Source organism: Citrobacter sp. On2M (assembly GCF_018035235.1).
In the GTDB taxonomy this organism is placed as follows: Bacteria; Pseudomonadota; Gammaproteobacteria; order Enterobacterales; family Enterobacteriaceae; genus Citrobacter; species Citrobacter meridianamericanus.
Genome location: NZ_WPCV01000001.1, coordinates 355229 through 372068 on the forward strand (window position 1 = coordinate 355229; position 16840 = coordinate 372068).

Below are 16840 nucleotides of genomic sequence, written 5' to 3' on the forward strand. Positions count from 1 at the left end.
CTCCTTCACATCAGTGAGGGGATCAGTCGGCGGTAGTCATTCAGTGACGGGTGGCGTGCATACTGTTTTTCCGCAATGCCAGAATCGGGATTGGTTACGCCGAGGCAGTAACGAATACCGTACAGAGCAGCGGCATCGAGAATGGGTTCGCTGTCGTCAATAAACAGCGTCTTCTCTGCACTCATTCCCGTTTCTTCAGCCACAGCGTGCCATAACCGCTGATCCTCTTTGGGATAACCAAATGTGTGGGTGGAAAGTAATAAATCAAGGTGTGAGGCCAGACCGGTGTGCTCCAGCTTCACCGCCAGGTTATGCGGATGCGCGTTGGTGAGCAAAATACGACGCTTGCCGCTGGCTTTTAAGGCATCAAGAAACGGTACGGTATCTTCACGTAAAACGGCGCGTGGTCCCTGTTCCGTTGTCATCGCGCAAATATCCAGATCCAGGCATTCGCTCCAGTAATCCAGGCAATACCAGTTCAGCGTATGCTGCACGGCGTGATACTGCTGACGAATATAGGCCTGGGCTTCCTGGGGAGAGATACCCTGCTTCGCGCCATAGGTTTCAGGCACCAGTTTTTGCCAGAAATAGTTATCGAATGCCAGGTCGAGCAACGTGCCGTCCATATCTAACAACACGGTGTCGACATCCTGCCAGGCAATATTGATCTGCATGGAAACTCCCCAGAAGAAAACATGATGCGCGACAGAGTAGCATATCCTGTCGCGCGAGCGTGTTATCGAATCAGGCTTTCCGTGTCGTCAATCAGCGTAGGATTCAGGCAGCTTTCGTAGTAGCTCTGAATTTCCGCGATGCGGGTGCGATGACGCTGGTAGCGTCTGAATGCCTGTATGCTGTTGTAGATAGCGCATCCGAGCATCGAGAACATCAGCAGCGTTGTGCCAAGGTAGCGCCATAATCCTGAACGGTCCGGGATACGGTGAAGGCCAATGTGCTGGGTTCCATTGGCGTCGGTCGAAATATTGGTGACGATCCCCTCCGCACGAAACGGCGTCTGCATCAGCATCTGCGCCAGTCGCTGGAAGGCGTTCCACTGTTCCTGTGGGGGATAGTCATATAGCGAAGTCGTCGGCCACGGTTGATCGACCAGATCGCTGCCTTCGTCGCTGATAATCAGGAAACCGCCGGGCGCAGGGCTATTCAGCGCCTGGGCCGCTCGCGCTGTCTCGCGAGAAATAAACGGTGCCGTAGAGGTATTCACCAGATTATCCAACGACTCCGCGCTTACCGGACGCAGCAGCACGTTCACGCCATCCAGTTTACCTGCGTTCGCCCGTTTCACTAGCGCCGCCCAGTCTTTACTATTACCCAGGTTCACCAGCGCATTTTTTAATCGTACACATTCATCTTTGGCCGCGCAAAGATCGGCCGTTTTCAGGACTATCTCGCCAAAGTCGTCCAGTAACACCATGCCGGATTTTTGGATTGCAGAGCGTAACGATGCGCTAACACGAGAGTCATCATCCGCTTTGGGATGCAGTTGTCGGTTCACGGCCTGTGTCAGCGCGATGGCTTTATTCACCAGCTCGGATTCGGGCAGCGGCAATGCGCGCGCGTCATTCCAGATAATTTGCGTGCAATCGAAAGGCATAAACGGTGTGGAAGGCTGAGCATTCCAGCTCCCCTGGGTATGAATGTTACACATACCCGTCCCGCTCAGTTGCAGCGTGTCACCCACACGAACGCCTGCGTTTTCAAGTTGTTTAACGCTGGTGGCTTCGATAGTTTGCGCCCCCTTCATCCAGGAAAGCGTAAGCTTTATCGGCATATCCAGCGGGATCCAAACAAGCAGCATCAGCAGTACCAGCAACGAGCCGCCTGCGATGACGGCATTGCGTAACCAGTGCTGTAACGGGAAGTTTTTGACTTCGTCATGCAGGGATAAAAAGCGTCCCTGGCGGACAACGTGGCGATCGAGATAAATATCGATATCTGTTTGCTGGCCGAGATCCTGCGCAATGTAAGGCTGCCAGTGACGTGGATAAATCAGATCAATAATGCCCAACGAGATATTATTAATTTGCTCCTGATCGTTTTCGCCAAACAGCCCCCAGCGACGCGGAGTCCCGCGCAGACAATGAATTTCCCGCAGGGCGGTTTTCGACGGCGGGGCGAAAAGTCCCCACAGACCCGCAGCCAGCAGCAGCACGGCTCCACCGACCGTCCACGGAACAAACGTATCCGGGATTATCAAACAGAAGAAGAACAACAGGAATGATGCGGCAATTAACAACGCTTCGCGCAGTCCAGACGGACGACTGAGCGCATATTCTTCATGAGTTTCCTGGCGAATATTCAGCAGTTCAATCTGCTCGCTTTCTTCACCACGAATGGACGCTTGGGTAGAGGCGGTGTGCTGTAGCGCATAGCCACGCGCTTCCTGCATATATTCCTGCAGCGTATGGCCGTTCAGAGAGATAACCAGCGGTATCGTATTGGTGTGGATTAGCTCAACGCTGTTTTCGTCATTGATGTATTGTTCCCAGAAGGGGGGAAGATGTACCTCAACGGAATCAAGATAGTAACGCCATTTGTTAGGATCGTCGGTGGTAATGCCGTAACGTGTAATCGCGTGCGTAAGCACGATGACGCTATTACTTTGGGCATTCAGCGTTAGCGATACTGGCGCGGAGCTGGCACCCGTTGGGCCGGGTACCTGCTGAATTTGACTAAGGCTTTCGAGATAATTTTCGACTGCACTGCGCTCTTCTGGCGTAAGTTTACGTTCTGAGGCGTCTGAGAAGACGTTGCTCAAAGGAAAATTTTTCCGCCTGGTTTTTGTTCTGAGTAGCCATCCTGCAAGCAATGAGCAGGCCAGCAAAGCAGCTAAAAAAATCAGAATGGTGCTCATGCTTTCCCCATCTTACTTAGTCTGTCAGGCGTGGTCAGTCGCACCCTGTTCAATATTCGTGATTCTGTGGTTGGCTATCGGCAAGTGTGGAGTCGAACTTGAGCATCTTTAAGTACAGCCCAGTAAATGCGAATCATAGCAAAATCACTAAAAATGGAATATCAGCAAATTCCTGGAGTTATTTCAACCTATTGACTTTTAATTTGAAATAAGGATTAACTTTTAGTACGTTACATAAATGTAAATAAACGGCAATTCACATTGCCGAAACCTTGCGGCATGTCGCACAATAACCCCAGATTTCACAGCAAAGATCCTCACAATGAGCAAATCATTACAGAAACCCACGATTTTAAAAGTGGAAACCGTCGCCCAATCCCGGCTGTTTAAAGTCGAAAGCGTGGACCTTGAGTTCAGCAATGGCGTCCGCCGCGTTTATGAACGTATGCGCCCTTCCACGCGTGAAGCGGTAATGATTGTGCCGATTGTGGACGATCACCTGATCCTCATCCGTGAATACGCGGTTGGCACCGAATCTTATGAACTGGGTTTTTCTAAGGGGTTAATTGACCCTGGCGAAAGCGTCTATGAAGCGGCAAATCGGGAACTAAAAGAAGAAGTAGGGTTTGGCGCAAAAGATCTGACGTTTTTGAAGAAACTCAGCATGGCGCCGTCCTATTTCTCCAGCAAGATGAACATTGTGGTGGCAGAGGACTTATATCCTGAATCACTGGAGGGCGATGAGCCTGAGCCATTACCGCAAGTGCGCTGGCCGCTGGCGCATTTGATGGATCTGCTGGAAGATCCTGATTTTCACGAAGCGCGTAATGTGAGTGCGCTGTTCCTCGTGCGCGAATGGCTGAAAGGGCAGGGGCGGCTTTAATTGCGATTGCCGGAACTCGGCTAACGCCTGCTCCGGCCTACAGCGAGTAAGTGAATAATAAAAAAGGCGCCTAAGCGCCTTTTTTGATCAGAACAGTTCGTGCGTCTCACCATTATCGATAATGGTCGTCCCCACCTCATGCACTGCCTGCTGCGTCGGCTGAGTGCCTTCAATGAAATACTCTGCGCGGCTGTTACCACCGCTTGCCAGTTGACCGGTGCTGCGATCGATATTGACCGTCACGATGCCCGGAGGCGGCGTCAGCGGCTGCTCAGGCACACCTTCCAGCACGGATTTCATGTAGGCATCCCATGCAGGCTGCGCACTCTTCGCGCCGCCTTCGTAACCGGAGATTTGGTCTTTGATCGCCCCGGAGGCCGTTGTGTGACCAAGGTTGCGGCGATGGTCGTCAAATCCGATCCAGACCGATGTCACCACCCCCGGCCCGTAGCCGGAGAACCACGCATCTTTAGAGCTGTTGGTGGTCCCGGTTTTCCCGCCGATATCATGGCGCTGTAGATCGCGACCTGCACGCCAACCGGTTCCCATCCAGCCTGGCTCACCAAAGATATTGGTGTTCAGCGCGCTTTTAATCAGGAAGGCCAGCGGCGTGTTGATCACGTGAGGCGCATACTCCTGCGTTCCGCTTTGCGCGACCAGCGCCTGGTTAGCTTGCTCAAGCTGCGGCATTGGCACGGCGGCATTCTGCTGTTCCTGCGAGACGGCGACATCTTCTACGTTATTGTTTTCCAAAACGTTAGATTTCTGGGTGTCACCATAAATCACTGGAATATCACATTCCGGGCAGGCAATTTTTGGCTTCGCCTCGAAGATCACGCCGCCCATATCGCTTTCGATCTTGCTGATGAAATACGGATCGACCAGGAAGCCGCCGTTAGACATCACCGCGTAACCGCGCGCCACCTGTAACGGCGTGAACGAGGCAGAACCCAGCGCGAGCGACTCAGTGTGCACAATGTTCTGCGCCGGGAAGCCGAAACGTTGCAGATACTCTGCCGCGTAATCCACGCCCATTGCGCGCATGGCGCGTACCATCACCACGTTTTTCGACTGGCCCAGACCCTGACGTAAGCGGATAGGACCAGCATACTGCGGCGGTGAGTTCTTCGGCTGCCAGTCAGAACCGGCACCAGCATCCCAGCGGGAGATCGGCACGTCATTGAGCATGCTCGCCAGCGTCAGACCTTTATCCATCGCGGCGGTATACAGGAAAGGTTTGATGTTAGAACCTACCTGGCGTAACGCCTGGGTGGCACGGTTAAACTTGCTTTGGTTGAAGTCAAAACCACCAACCAGTGCCAGCACCGCGCCGTTTTGCGGATTGATGGAGACCAGTGCGGAGTTGACATCCGGCACTTGCGCCAGCCACCAGGCATTGCCAACCTGGCGTACCCAGATTTGCTGCCCGGTTTGTACCACATCGGTCACTTTACGCGGCGTTGGGCCTTGCTGGGTATCCGAGCGGTAAGGACGCGCCCAACGCATGCCGTCCATCCGTAATGACACTGACGTACCATCCGCTAGCGCGGCAATGGCTTCCTGCGGATTGGCGCTGGTAACAACCGCCGGTAATAGCGGTCCATAAGTCGGCAACGCTTTCAGCGTATCGGTGATTTTTTTACTGTCCCAACTGCTTTCGCCCACTTTCCACAGCACGTTCGACGGGCCGCGGTAGCCGTGACGCATGTCATAATCCATCACGTTGTTACGTACTGCCTGCTGAGCTGCCTGCTGTACTTTACGCGTAATGGTGGTGGTAATGCGATACCCGTCTTCATAGGCTTTCTCGCCATAACGGTTATACATCTCCTGGCGCACCATCTCAGACAGATACGGTGCAGAGAAAGCGATTTCCGGCGCGTGATAGTTGGCGTCAATCGCTTCATTACGCGCCTGGTCGTACTGGGCCTGCGTGATGTAGTTTTCGCTCAACATGCGCGACAGCACGACGTTACGTCGCGCGGTTGCCCGGTCCATCGAATAGAGTGGGTTGAAGGTTGACGGCGCTTTTGGCAGACCGGCAATCACTGCAATTTCACTTAAGCTAAGCTGATCAACGGTCTTACCGAAATAGACCTGCGCGGCAGCACCCACGCCATAGGCGCGATACCCCAGGTAAATCTTGTTCAGATACAGCTCGAGGATCTCATCTTTACTCAGCAGTTGTTCAATGCGGATCGCCAGGAACACCTCTTTGATCTTACGCATCAGCGTACGTTCTGGGCTGAGGAAGAAGTTTCTCGCCAACTGTTGGGTAATGGTGCTCGCCCCTTGCGACGCGTGCCCAGAGAACAACGCGACACTGGCCGCACGGAAGATCCCCACCGGGTCTACCCCATGGTGATCATAAAAACGGCTGTCTTCTGTGGCGATAAAGGCTTTAACCATTACTGACGGCATCTGATCCAGCGTGACCGGGATTCGACGTTTCTCGCCATATTGCGCGATCAGCTCGCCGTCAGCGCTGTAAACCTGCATCGGGATCTGTAAACGCACGTCTTTGAGCGTCGCGACGTCAGGTAATTGCGGCTCAATATAGCGATAAAGGCCATAAATCGAGCCTGCTCCCAGCAGGATGCAACATACTGCAAGGATTAATAAATACTTTACGAACTTCACTGGAGATTTCCCATTTAGTGGCATTTGGGCAGTTTATAAACAAACGCGCGGTAGTATAAAGGCAAGCCAGACGCATTGATATACCCGTTAAAGCAACGGGTGATACGGAGATCATCAGCAATGGCTTTCAATATCTGGAAAATTGGTCTGCATATTCAGCAACATGAAGCGCTGGCAGTCGCCGCTGTTCGCGACGCATCCGGTTGGTTTCTACAACGCTGGTGGCGCATACCGCTGACGCCTCAGGTTATCGTCGATGGCCACATTCGCGAGCCTGAACAGCTTGTCGCTGCGCTACTGCCGTGGAGCCGTGAGCTTCCTCGCCGACACCATATTCATCTTTCCTTTCCCGCCAACAGGACTTTACAAAAAAAGTACCCTCGTCCGGATATGACATTACGCGAGCCGGAGCAAACCGCATGGTTATCCGGTTCGATGGCGCGTGAACTGGATATGGCACCAGATGCGCTGCATTTCGATTATAGCGAAGACGCATTGAGCCCGGTGTTTAACGTCACTGCCGCGCAAAGCAAAGAGATTTCAACACTGCTGACGCTTATTCAAACGCTGAAAGTGCAGGTTACGGCGATTACCCCGGATGCCAGTGCGTTACAGCGATTTATTCCCTATTTGCCAGAACATCAACAGTGTTTGGTATGGCGTGATGACGCCCAGTGGCTGTGGGCTACCCATTCGGCATGGGGACGTAAATCAACGGGTGATATTGGCAGTATCGACGAGCTTGCCGCGACATTGTCTCTTCCCACGACAGCCATTGCGCTATGTGACCTCGACGGCTTCGATCCGTTAAGCGTGGTGTCCGTGCGCCAGCCGCCCATTCCCACGCAAAGCCATCGTTTCGCCATTGCTTTGGGACTCGCTATGGGAGGCGTGTGCTAATGATAGCGACCATCAACCTCCTCCCCTGGCGCCAGACGCGACGACGCGCCTGCCTGCGTTTCTGGGGCGTTTTATTTAGCGCTTCGCTAGTGCTTAGCATTGGCGTGTTGTTGCGCTATTGCAGCGTTTTTTACGTAGAAACCCGGATTGAATTGTTGCTGGCTGATGCCGAAAAGACGCGAGGCGAGGCCTTAATGGCGCTAAAGCCGCGCATGAAGCATCGCCAGCAACGATGGCTGCAGGTAAAAGAACGAAACAGGCAGCGTGAGCAGACCCGAAGCTGGCAGCTGGTTTTGCAAGGGCTAGCGGAATTACTGCCAGAGCAGGCGTGGTTTACAAAAATCACCTGGCAGCAGGAGACGCTGGAGCTGACGGGAAACACGCTGAATTTTGCGGCGCTAAAGACGCTGGAAGCGCAATTACGCCAGCCGTCGCGGTTTCAGTTGAACAGCCCAGGGGAAACGCAGCAGGATGCGCAGGGTCGCTGGCAATTCCACTATCGACTAACGCGGAGCGGTGCGCATGATAACGCTCTGTGATAGCTGGTTAGCACAGTCGCCGCGCTTTCGGCTCATTTGCTGGTGTGGCTGGCTGCTGGGACTGCTTATCGCCGTCTTGCTCTGTCTTCATCCCGTCGCGCAGAAACGGGTGATGCATCAAGAGGCGCTCAACCAGCAACGTGCGGCCATTCAGACACAATGGCGAAATCTATATTTGCTGGCGACATCATCAGAAGCTCCTGAAGAGCCGCTGATTCCGTTCTCTCCGCTGCTGTTTCAGACTCTGCACACACGTCTTCTCCACTGGCAGCCCTCCGCTCAGGGTGGAGAGATGACGCTCAAGCCAGCCTGGGATGCCATCCCGATGATGTTTGTCCAACTGGCGGAACAGGGAATGAACGTTAGCCAATTTTCTCTCAGCCAGGAAGGAGCTGAATTGCTGCTAACGCTACAACTGGAGCGCCTGAATGACGGTTAAACGTTGGTTGTTGGCATGCGTAAGCGTACTGGTGCTCACCGGTATGCGTAATCCCTTCCTGCCGCCGGAAGACCACTGCCAAATTGCTGAACTGTCAGCATGGCGTTTTCAGGGAATGGTGAGCCAGGACACACGACCCATCGGCATCGTGCAGGATAACCAACATAAATGGCGGCGGGTGGAGCGAAATGAGGTCCTAAAAAACGGTTGGAAGGTGGCACAGATAACAGCTCAGAGCATAACCCTCGACATAGGGAAAAACTGCGAGCCACCACAGTGGCAGTGGCAACGACAAGGAGCGGTAAATGAAGCGAAGGATGGCGTGGATAGTGATAATGGTAATGGTCGTGATTCCCAGCGTGCTGGCGGGGAAATCACAAAACGTGACGCTGGTGGTCGATGAAGTGCCGGTTGTGCAGGTATTGCAGGCATTAGCTGAACAAGAACAGAAAAACCTGGTGGTTTCACCGGATGTTAGCGGTGTGCTGTCACTGCATCTGACGAATGTGCCCTGGAAGCAGGCATTGCAAACGGTAGTGAAAAGCGCCGGGCTGGTATTACGCCAGGAGGGCAATATTCTGCATGTGCATTCTGTTCAATGGCAGAGTGAAAATGCGGCCCGCCAGGAAAATGAGCAGGCACGGACTCAGGCCAGTTTACCACTGGAACATCGCAGCATCATTTTGCACTATGCCGATGCATCCGAGCTGGCCAAGGCCGGAGAAAAGCTGCTTAGCGCCAAAGGCAGCATGACGGTGGATAAACGAACCAACCGTTTACTGCTGCGTGATAATCGCGTTGCGCTTAACGCACTGGAAAAGTGGGTGGCGCAAATGGATCTGCCGGTTGCACAGGTTGAGCTGGCGGCGCATATCGTCACAATTAATGAAAAAAGTTTGCGTGAGCTGGGGGTTAAGTGGTCGCTGGCTGACGCACAGCAACCCGGTACGGTGGGTAATGTTACAACGCTTGCCAGCGATCTCTCTGTCGCCACCGCTACAACCCGTGTAGGATTTAACATTGGCCGCATTAACGGTCGTTTACTCGAACTGGAGCTGTCTGCGCTGGAGCAAAAACAGCAGTTGGATATCATCGCCAGTCCACGTTTACTGGCTTCTCACCTGCAACCTGCCAGTATTAAGCAGGGTAGCGAAATCCCATATCAGGTCTCCAGCGGTGAAAGCGGCGCGACATCCGTCGAGTTTAAAGAAGCTGTATTGGGGATGGAGGTAACGCCTACCGTGTTGCAGAAAGGACGAATCAGGCTGAAACTGCATATCAGCCAGAATGTTCCCGGGCAGGTGTTACAACAGGCGGATGGCGAAGTTCTGGCTATAGATAAGCAGGAAATTGAAACGCAGGTCGAGGTAAAAAGCGGCGAAACGATTGCCCTGGGCGGGATTTTTTCACACAAAAATAAATCCGCTGCCGACAGCGTGCCGCTGTTAGGCGATATTCCCTGGCTTGGCTCTCTCTTTCGCCATGATGGAAAAGAAGACGAACGGCGCGAATTAGTGGTGTTTATTACGCCCAGACTGGTTTTAACGGAATAACTTATGCATGAAAAGCCGTTGTTTTTGCACTGAACACGTTTCAGGGATTTGACGTGCGGGAGTATTTAGCATACAAGGAGTACCGATTTGAGCGTCGGTACTTTTCTTTACTTATGCGGCAATGAATACGCTTTGCCTTTCCGGTGGTGTGTCATAGGCTTATTTCGTGTCATTTGGCTGCGCGATACGTCGCCAGGTCTGATGTTTGCAGGGTAGCATGCCTGCCACGACCAGAAATGCGTAAGGTTTGGTGATTTATTCAGTTGCCAAACCCGCTTGAGTATTGAGATAATTTTCAGTCTGACTCTCGCAATATCTTATGAGGTTTCAGTTCATGTCCTGCTGCGCTGGGTGTCTGCGAAGCGGGTTTACCATTAACGAATAGTCTTAGTAGTACCGAAAAAATGGCAGAGAAACGCAATATCTTTCTGGTTGGGCCTATGGGTGCCGGAAAAAGCACTATTGGGCGCCAGTTAGCTCAACAACTCAATATGGAATTTTACGATTCTGATCAAGAGATTGAGAAACGAACCGGAGCTGATGTGGGCTGGGTCTTCGATGTAGAAGGTGAAGACGGCTTCCGTGATCGCGAAGAAAAAGTCATCAACGAGTTGACGGAAAAACAGGGTATTGTGCTGGCAACTGGCGGTGGCTCTGTAAAATCACGTGAAACACGTAACCGTCTCTCCGCGCGTGGCGTCGTGGTCTATCTTGAAACGACAATTGAAAAACAACTTGCGCGTACTCAACGTGACAAGAAACGCCCGCTGCTGCAGGTAGAATCACCGCCTCGTGGAGTTCTGGAAGCGTTGGCTGACGAACGTAATCCTTTGTATGAAGAGATTGCTGACGTGACCATTCGCACCGACGATCAGAGCGCAAAAGTCGTAGCAAACCAGATTATTCATATGTTGGAAAGCAACTAATTCTGGCTGAATACACACTCGTCTGCGGGTACAAGTAACTAAGGTGGATGTCGCGTAATGGAGAGGATCACAGTCACTCTCGGGGAACGTAGTTACCCTATCACCATCGCGGCTGGTTTGTTTAATGAGCCAGCTTCATTCTTACCGCTGAAATCGGGCGATCAGGTTATGTTGGTGACCAACGAAACCCTGGCTCCCCTTTATCTCGATAAGGTCCGCGGCGTACTTGAACAGGCGGGTGTTAACGTTGATAGCGTTATCCTCCCCGATGGCGAGCAGTATAAAAGCCTGACGGTTCTGGATACGGTTTTCACTGCGTTACTGCAAAAACCACATGGTCGTGATACCACGTTAGTCGCACTTGGCGGCGGCGTGATTGGCGATCTGACCGGTTTTGCGGCAGCCAGCTATCAGCGCGGTGTTCGTTTTATTCAAGTCCCAACAACCCTGTTGTCGCAGGTCGACTCTTCCGTTGGCGGCAAAACCGCCGTAAACCATCCCCTCGGTAAAAACATGATTGGCGCGTTTTACCAACCGGCCTCTGTGGTGGTGGATCTCAATTGTCTGAAAACGCTTCCTGCGCGTGAGCTGGCATCGGGCCTGGCGGAAGTGATCAAATACGGCATCATTCTTGACGGTAAGTTTTTCAGCTGGCTGGAAGACAATCTGGATGCGTTGTTGCGTCTGGACGGTCCGGCGATGGCGTACTGTATTCGTCGTTGTTGTGAGCTGAAAGCAGAAGTTGTCGCAGCAGACGAGCGCGAAATGGGCTTACGTGCTTTACTGAATCTGGGGCACACGTTTGGCCATGCGATCGAAGCTGAAATGGGTTATGGCAATTGGTTACATGGTGAAGCAGTTGCAGCAGGTATGGTAATGGCTGCCCGTACGTCTGAACGCCTGGGTCAGTTTACCTGTGCTGATACGCAGCGCATCATTACGCTGTTACAGCGAGCAGGCTTACCGGTTAATGGGCCGCGTGAAATGTCCACTGAGGCTTATCTGCCGCACATGCTACGAGATAAAAAAGTGTTAGCGGGAGAGATTCGTTTAGTGCTTCCGCAGGCTATAGGGAAGAGTGAAGTGCGCGGCGGAGTGTCGCACGAGGTGGTTCTTAACGCTATTGCTGATTGCCAGCTGGCGTAACAACAAGAAAGGTCTGGCTTACGTTGCGAAACGTAGGTCTTTTAGCTTCAGGTTATGTGCAAAGTCGTAAGCATTAACCTTTGAGTGGGGTGTTAAATGGATGAATTCAAACCAGAAGACGAGCTGAAACCCGATCCCAGCGATCGTCGTACTGGTCGTTCTCGTCAATCGTCTGAACGCGATAATGAGCCGCAAATCAATTTTGATGATGTTGATCTGGATGCTGACGATCGCCGTCCTGCGCGCGCACGTAAAGAGCGTGAAGAAGAGCGGGACATTGAAGAAGAGTATGAATCTGAAGACGATAACGTGGATGAAGAGCGTGTAGAACGCCGTCCGCGCAAGCGTAAGAAAGCCGCCAGTAAGCCTGCCTCACGTCAGTATATGATGATGGGGGTCGGTGTTCTGGTGCTCCTGCTGCTGATTATCGGTATCGGTTCTGCGCTGAAAGCCCCCTCATCATCTTCTTCCAATGATCAGACAGCATCTGGTGAGAAGAGCATCGACCTTTCTGGCAGCAATGCAACGGATCAGGCGAGTACGACTACGCCTGCAGCGGGCGCTGAGCAAACTGCGGGCAATACTCAGCAGGATGTTTCCCTGCCACCGATTTCCTCCACGCCGACTCAAGGTCAGACACCTGCGGCAACCGAAGGCCAACAGCGTGTTGAAGTGCAGGGCGATCTGAACAACGCTTTGACGCAACCGCAGGGTCAGGAGCAGGTTAATAATGTTGTAGTTAACTCTACGCTGCCGACCGAACCTGCGACCGTAGCTCCCGTTCGTAATGGTAATGCTGCGCGCCAGACTGCGAAAACGGAAACGACTGAACGTCCTGCTGCTACGCGCCAGGAACGTAAACAGGCTGTTATTGAGCCGAAGAGCAAGCCGCAAACCACGGTGAAAACAACGCCGGCAGAGCCGAAACCTGTTGTTCAGGCAAAACCAACCGCAACTGCACCGACGACCACAACTAAAGCGCCAGTGGTAACCGCTACGCCGAAAGCAACCGCGGCGACGACGCCAGCCCAGACTGCAACGCCTGCGCCAACTGCGACGGCAACAACGTCAACACCTGTTGCTGGCGGAGCGAAAAGTGCTGGAAATGTCGGTGCGTTAAAAGCTGCGCCGTCCAGCCATTACACGCTGCAGCTCAGCAGTTCTTCTAACTACGACAACCTGAACGGTTGGGCGAAGAAAGAAAACCTGAAGAACTACGTGGTGTACCAGACGACGCGTAACGGTCAACCGTGGTATGTTCTGGTGACGGGCGTTTATGCCTCTAAAGAAGATGCGAAACGTGCAGTGTCTACGTTACCCGCCGATATTCAGGCGAAAAACCCGTGGGCAAAACCGCTGCACCAGGTTCAGGCCGATTTGAAGTAAGATAGGATATGTTCTGCAATGGTTTGCTGTTTCGCCCAATTGCGGGACAAAGACTAAAGCGCAGGATGCTGTCGGAGCTTTCTCCACAGCCGGAGAAGGTGTAATTAGTTAGTCAGCATGAAAAAAAATCGCGCTTTTTTGAAATGGGCAGGGGGGAAATATCCCCTGCTTGATGATATCAAACGGCATTTACCTCAGGGTGAGTGCCTGATTGAACCCTTCGTGGGTGCCGGGTCGGTGTTTCTCAACACCGACTTTTCTCGTTATATTCTTGCCGATATCAACAGCGACCTCATCAGTCTCTATAACATCGTGAAGACGCGTACCGATGAGTATGTGCAGGCTTCACGCGAGCTGTTTATGCCTGAAACCAATCAGGCTGAGGTGTACTATCGGTTCAGAGAAGAATTTAATGCCAGCCAGGATCCGTTCCGCCGTGCAGTGCTGTTCTTGTATCTGAACCGCTTTGGTTACAACGGATTATGCCGTTACAACCTGCGCGGCGAGTTTAACGTACCGTTTGGTCGTTATAAAAAACCTTACTTCCCGGAAGCCGAGTTGTACCATTTTGCTGAAAAAGCGCAGAATGCGGAGTTCCATTGCCTCTCTTATGAAGAGTGTATGGATCGAGCAGACAGTAACTCTGTGGTCTATTGTGACCCGCCTTATGCACCACTTTCGGCGACGGCAAATTTCACCGCGTATCATACCAATAGCTTTAGCCCGAAAGAGCAGGCGCATCTGGCCCAGATGGCAGAAAAGCTGGTCAGTAAGCAGATCCCGGTGTTAATTTCGAATCATGACACGCCCGATACCCGTGAATGGTACAGCGCGGCGAAACATTTTCAGGTCAAAGTGCGGCGCAGCATTAGCAGCAATGGCGGCACGCGTAAAAAGGTGAATGAACTGCTGGCACTGTATAAACCAGGAGTTGTAACGCCTGCGAAGAAATAATTCTCAAGGAGAAGCGGATGAAACAGTATTTGATCGCCCCCTCAATTCTGTCGGCTGATTTTGCCCGCCTGGGTGAGGACACCGCGAGAGCGCTGACTGCCGGAGCCGACGTCGTGCACTTCGATGTCATGGACAATCATTACGTACCGAACCTGACCATCGGCCCGATGGTGCTGAAATCGTTGCGTAAATATGGCATTACCGCCCCGATTGATGTTCACCTGATGGTGAAACCGGTCGATCGTATTGTCCCGGACTTCGCCGCAGCCGGCGCCAGCATCATTACTTTTCACCCGGAAGCCTCCGAGCATGTCGATCGCACTTTACAGCTGATCAAAGAACATGGCTGTAAAGCGGGCCTGGTATTCAACCCGGCAACGCCGCTGAGCTATCTGGACTACGTCATGGATAAGCTCGACGTGATCCTGCTGATGTCCGTTAACCCAGGTTTTGGCGGGCAGTCTTTCATCCCACAAACGCTGGATAAGCTGCGTGAAGTACGTCGCCGTATTGATGAGTCTGGCTACGATATCCGTCTGGAAGTGGACGGCGGCGTCAAGGTGAACAACATCGGTGAGATCGCGGCGGCGGGTGCAGATATGTTTGTCGCAGGCTCTGCTATTTTCGACCAACCAGACTACAAAAAAGTCATTGATGAAATGCGCAATGAACTGGCGAAGGTAAGTCATGGATAAGTTTCAGGATATTCGGGGCGCTGCATTTGACCTCGACGGCACGCTGGTCGACAGCGCGCCGGGATTAGCCGCAGCGGTGGATATGGCGCTGTATGCGCTGGAACTGCCGGTGGCCGGTGAAGAACGCGTTATCACCTGGATTGGTAACGGTGCAGATGTACTAATGGAGCGCGCGCTGGCGTGGTCTCGTCAGGAGCGCGCGACATTACGTAAAACAATGGGTAAACCACCCGTTGATGATGATATTCCCGCCGAGGAACAGGTGCGGATTTTGCGCAAGCTGTTCGACAGATACTACGGCGATGTCGCAGAAGAGGGGACATTCCTGTTCCCTGATGTAGCCGATACGTTGGGCGCGCTGCATGCGAAAGGATTGCCGCTGGGTCTGGTGACTAACAAACCGACCCCGTTTGTCGCGCCATTGCTTGAGGCGTTAGATATCGCCAAATACTTTAGCGTGGTCATCGGTGGCGACGACGTGCAGAATAAAAAACCCCATCCGGATCCGCTGCTGCTGGTGGCAAGTAAGCTTGGCATCAAGCCTGAGCAAATGCTCTTCGTAGGGGATTCACGCAATGATATTCAGGCGGCAAAAGCTGCTGGTTGCCCGTCCGTTGGCCTGACCTATGGCTACAACTACGGCGAGTCGATCGCGCTGAGCCAGCCCGACGTTATTTACGACCGTATTAATGAACTACTGCCCGCTCTCGGGCTTCCGCATAGCGAAAATCAGGAATCAAAAAATGACTAAGCCCATCGTTTTTAGTGGCGCACAGCCCTCAGGTGAATTGACCATTGGCAACTATATGGGTGCGCTGCGTCAGTGGGTGAGCATGCAGGATGACTACCATTGCATCTACTGCATCGTTGACCAACATGCTATCACCGTTCGTCAGGACGCTCAGCAGTTGCGTAAAGCAACGCTGGATACGCTGGCGCTATACCTGGCATGCGGTATTGATCCTGAAAAAAGCACCATTTTCGTCCAGTCTCATGTGCCGGAACACGCACAGTTAGGTTGGGCACTGAACTGCTACACCTATTTCGGTGAGCTGAGCCGTATGACCCAGTTCAAAGATAAATCCGCACGTTATGCGGAGAACATTAACGCCGGGCTGTTTGATTATCCGGTACTGATGGCGGCAGACATCCTGCTGTATCAGACCAACCAGGTCCCGGTTGGCGAAGATCAGAAACAGCATCTGGAGCTGAGCCGCGACATCGCCCAGCGCTTCAACGCCCTGTATGGCGACATCTTCAAAGTGCCGGAGCCGTTCATTCCTAAATCCGGCGCGCGTGTGATGTCGCTGCTGGAGCCGACGAAGAAGATGTCAAAATCTGATGACAACCGCAACAACGTTATCGGCCTGCTGGAAGACCCGAAATCTGTCGTCAAAAAAATCAAACGTGCGATGACCGACTCGGAAGAGCCGCCAGTTGTTCGTTACGATGTGAAAGAAAAAGCGGGCGTTTCCAACCTGCTGGATATCCTCTCTGCCGTCACTGGCCAGAGCATTCCGGAGCTGGAAAAACACTTCGAAGGCAAAATGTATGGCCATCTGAAAGGCGAAGTTGCTGAGGCTGTTTCCGGCATGCTAACCGAGCTTCAGGAGCGTTATCACCGTTTCCGTAACGATGAAGCTTTCCTGCAGAAAGTGATGAAAGACGGTGCTGAAAAAGCCAGCGCCCGTGCGTCTGTTACGCTGAAAGCCGTTTATGAAGCCATTGGTTTTGTCGCCAAGCCGTAATACGCGCTGCAGTTCTGAAGAAACCGGGTTATACCCGGTTTTTTTTCGCCTGTTTGTTTGTGAATAGCAAAAACTGTGAAGCACCTCGCCGTTTGCATATTTCCTTGTTGCGCTATATTTTCATTTTAATGAAGATATAAATATTCAATTTACTGAAAA

Annotated in this window: 16 protein-coding genes; 13 read left to right on the plus strand and 3 right to left on the minus strand. The window is 52.6% G+C overall.

Annotated features, from left to right (window positions below; translation table 11 throughout):
* Positions 1–5: 5 nt before the first annotated feature.
* Positions 6–674 (minus strand): GMP/IMP nucleotidase, encoded by a 669-nt coding sequence (yrfG, locus tag On2M_RS01580; protein WP_151216856.1) that lies wholly within the window; start codon positions 672–674, stop codon positions 6–8.
* 62 nt (positions 675–736) lie between these two features.
* Entirely contained in the window at positions 737–2872 is a 2136-nt protein-coding gene (igaA, locus tag On2M_RS01585; RefSeq protein ID WP_210904198.1) for an intracellular growth attenuator family protein, read from the minus strand.
* Positions 2873–3194: 322 nt separating this feature from the next.
* On the opposite strand from igaA, the gene nudE reads away from it, so the two are divergent.
* On the plus strand, positions 3195–3755 hold the full coding sequence (nudE, locus tag On2M_RS01590) for an ADP compounds hydrolase NudE (RefSeq protein WP_016154795.1): 561 nt from the start codon (positions 3195–3197) through the stop codon (positions 3753–3755).
* An 87-nt stretch (positions 3756–3842) separates the two neighbouring features.
* Here the strand turns inward: nudE and mrcA are convergent, their stop codons facing one another.
* On the minus strand, positions 3843–6395 hold the full coding sequence (gene mrcA, locus On2M_RS01595; protein WP_210904200.1) for a peptidoglycan glycosyltransferase/peptidoglycan DD-transpeptidase MrcA: 2553 nt from the start codon (positions 6393–6395) through the stop codon (positions 3843–3845).
* 120 nt (positions 6396–6515) lie between these two features.
* On the opposite strand from mrcA, the gene On2M_RS01600 reads away from it, so the two are divergent.
* The 12 genes from On2M_RS01600 to trpS all read left to right on the plus strand — a co-directional run bounded on the left by On2M_RS01600 (position 6516) and on the right by trpS (position 16681).
* Complete coding sequence (locus On2M_RS01600; protein ID WP_210904201.1) at positions 6516–7295, plus strand: DNA utilization protein HofM; 780 nt, start codon at positions 6516–6518, stop codon at positions 7293–7295.
* Entirely contained in the window at positions 7295–7834 is a 540-nt protein-coding gene (locus On2M_RS01605; protein WP_187259972.1) for a PilN domain-containing protein, read from the plus strand. Before On2M_RS01600 ends, On2M_RS01605 begins: the two co-directional genes overlap by 1 nt.
* The gene (locus tag On2M_RS01610) at positions 7818–8273 is read left to right on the plus strand and encodes a hypothetical protein (protein ID WP_210904203.1); all 456 of its coding nucleotides are present in this window, start codon (positions 7818–7820) and stop codon (positions 8271–8273) included. Before On2M_RS01605 ends, On2M_RS01610 begins: the two co-directional genes overlap by 17 nt.
* Positions 8263–8676, plus strand: coding sequence for a HofP DNA utilization family protein (locus On2M_RS01615; protein ID WP_187253790.1), 414 nt, complete (start codon positions 8263–8265; stop codon positions 8674–8676). The genes On2M_RS01610 and On2M_RS01615 overlap by 11 nt, the downstream gene beginning before the upstream one ends.
* A complete protein-coding gene (hofQ, locus tag On2M_RS01620) occupies positions 8579–9826 on the plus strand; it encodes a DNA uptake porin HofQ (protein WP_187253789.1) in 1248 nt (415 codons plus the stop codon). The genes On2M_RS01615 and hofQ overlap by 98 nt, the downstream gene beginning before the upstream one ends.
* 404 nt (positions 9827–10230) lie before the next feature.
* Entirely contained in the window at positions 10231–10752 is a 522-nt protein-coding gene (aroK, locus tag On2M_RS01625; protein ID WP_210904204.1) for a shikimate kinase AroK, read from the plus strand.
* A 57-nt stretch (positions 10753–10809) separates the two neighbouring features.
* The gene (gene aroB / locus On2M_RS01630; RefSeq protein WP_210904205.1) at positions 10810–11898 is read left to right on the plus strand and encodes a 3-dehydroquinate synthase; all 1089 of its coding nucleotides are present in this window, start codon (positions 10810–10812) and stop codon (positions 11896–11898) included.
* 96 nt (positions 11899–11994) lie between these two features.
* Positions 11995–13284 carry a cell division protein DamX gene (damX, locus tag On2M_RS01635; RefSeq protein WP_210904206.1) on the plus strand — a complete coding sequence of 430 codons (1290 nt, stop codon included), beginning with the start codon at positions 11995–11997 and terminating at the stop codon, positions 13282–13284.
* Positions 13285–13401: 117 nt separating this feature from the next.
* Positions 13402–14238, plus strand: coding sequence for an adenine-specific DNA-methyltransferase (gene dam, locus On2M_RS01640; RefSeq protein ID WP_151216847.1), 837 nt, complete (start codon positions 13402–13404; stop codon positions 14236–14238).
* A 17-nt stretch (positions 14239–14255) separates the two neighbouring features.
* On the plus strand, positions 14256–14933 hold the full coding sequence (rpe, locus tag On2M_RS01645; protein WP_003023561.1) for a ribulose-phosphate 3-epimerase: 678 nt from the start codon (positions 14256–14258) through the stop codon (positions 14931–14933).
* The gene (gene gph / locus On2M_RS01650) at positions 14926–15684 is read left to right on the plus strand and encodes a phosphoglycolate phosphatase (RefSeq protein ID WP_003837920.1); all 759 of its coding nucleotides are present in this window, start codon (positions 14926–14928) and stop codon (positions 15682–15684) included. The genes rpe and gph overlap by 8 nt, the downstream gene beginning before the upstream one ends.
* Positions 15677–16681 (plus strand): tryptophan--tRNA ligase, encoded by a 1005-nt coding sequence (gene trpS, locus On2M_RS01655; protein ID WP_151216845.1) that lies wholly within the window; start codon positions 15677–15679, stop codon positions 16679–16681. Before gph ends, trpS begins: the two co-directional genes overlap by 8 nt.
* Positions 16682–16840 lie beyond the last annotated feature (159 nt).

Bases quoted from the DNA above. Each gene is read 5' to 3' on its own strand.
- rpe (WP_003023561.1), top strand. From the start codon at position 14,256: ATGAAACAGTATTTGATCGCCCCCTCAATTCTGTCGGCTGATTTTGCC.
- On2M_RS01605 (WP_187259972.1), top strand. From the start codon at position 7,295: ATGATAGCGACCATCAACCTCCTCCCCTGGCGCCAGACGCGACGACGC.
- dam (WP_151216847.1), top strand. From the start codon at position 13,402: ATGAAAAAAAATCGCGCTTTTTTGAAATGGGCAGGGGGGAAATATCCC.
- damX (WP_210904206.1), top strand. From the start codon at position 11,995: ATGGATGAATTCAAACCAGAAGACGAGCTGAAACCCGATCCCAGCGAT.
- aroK (WP_210904204.1), top strand. From the start codon at position 10,231: ATGGCAGAGAAACGCAATATCTTTCTGGTTGGGCCTATGGGTGCCGGA.
- On2M_RS01615 (WP_187253790.1), top strand. From the start codon at position 8,263: ATGACGGTTAAACGTTGGTTGTTGGCATGCGTAAGCGTACTGGTGCTC.
- aroB (WP_210904205.1), top strand. From the start codon at position 10,810: ATGGAGAGGATCACAGTCACTCTCGGGGAACGTAGTTACCCTATCACC.
- igaA (WP_210904198.1), bottom strand. From the start codon at position 2,872: ATGAGCACCATTCTGATTTTTTTAGCTGCTTTGCTGGCCTGCTCATTG.
- hofQ (WP_187253789.1), top strand. From the start codon at position 8,579: ATGAAGCGAAGGATGGCGTGGATAGTGATAATGGTAATGGTCGTGATT.
- yrfG (WP_151216856.1), bottom strand. From the start codon at position 674: ATGCAGATCAATATTGCCTGGCAGGATGTCGACACCGTGTTGTTAGAT.
- gph (WP_003837920.1), top strand. From the start codon at position 14,926: ATGGATAAGTTTCAGGATATTCGGGGCGCTGCATTTGACCTCGACGGC.
- On2M_RS01600 (WP_210904201.1), top strand. From the start codon at position 6,516: ATGGCTTTCAATATCTGGAAAATTGGTCTGCATATTCAGCAACATGAA.
- nudE (WP_016154795.1), top strand. From the start codon at position 3,195: ATGAGCAAATCATTACAGAAACCCACGATTTTAAAAGTGGAAACCGTC.
- On2M_RS01610 (WP_210904203.1), top strand. From the start codon at position 7,818: ATGATAACGCTCTGTGATAGCTGGTTAGCACAGTCGCCGCGCTTTCGG.
- trpS (WP_151216845.1), top strand. From the start codon at position 15,677: ATGACTAAGCCCATCGTTTTTAGTGGCGCACAGCCCTCAGGTGAATTG.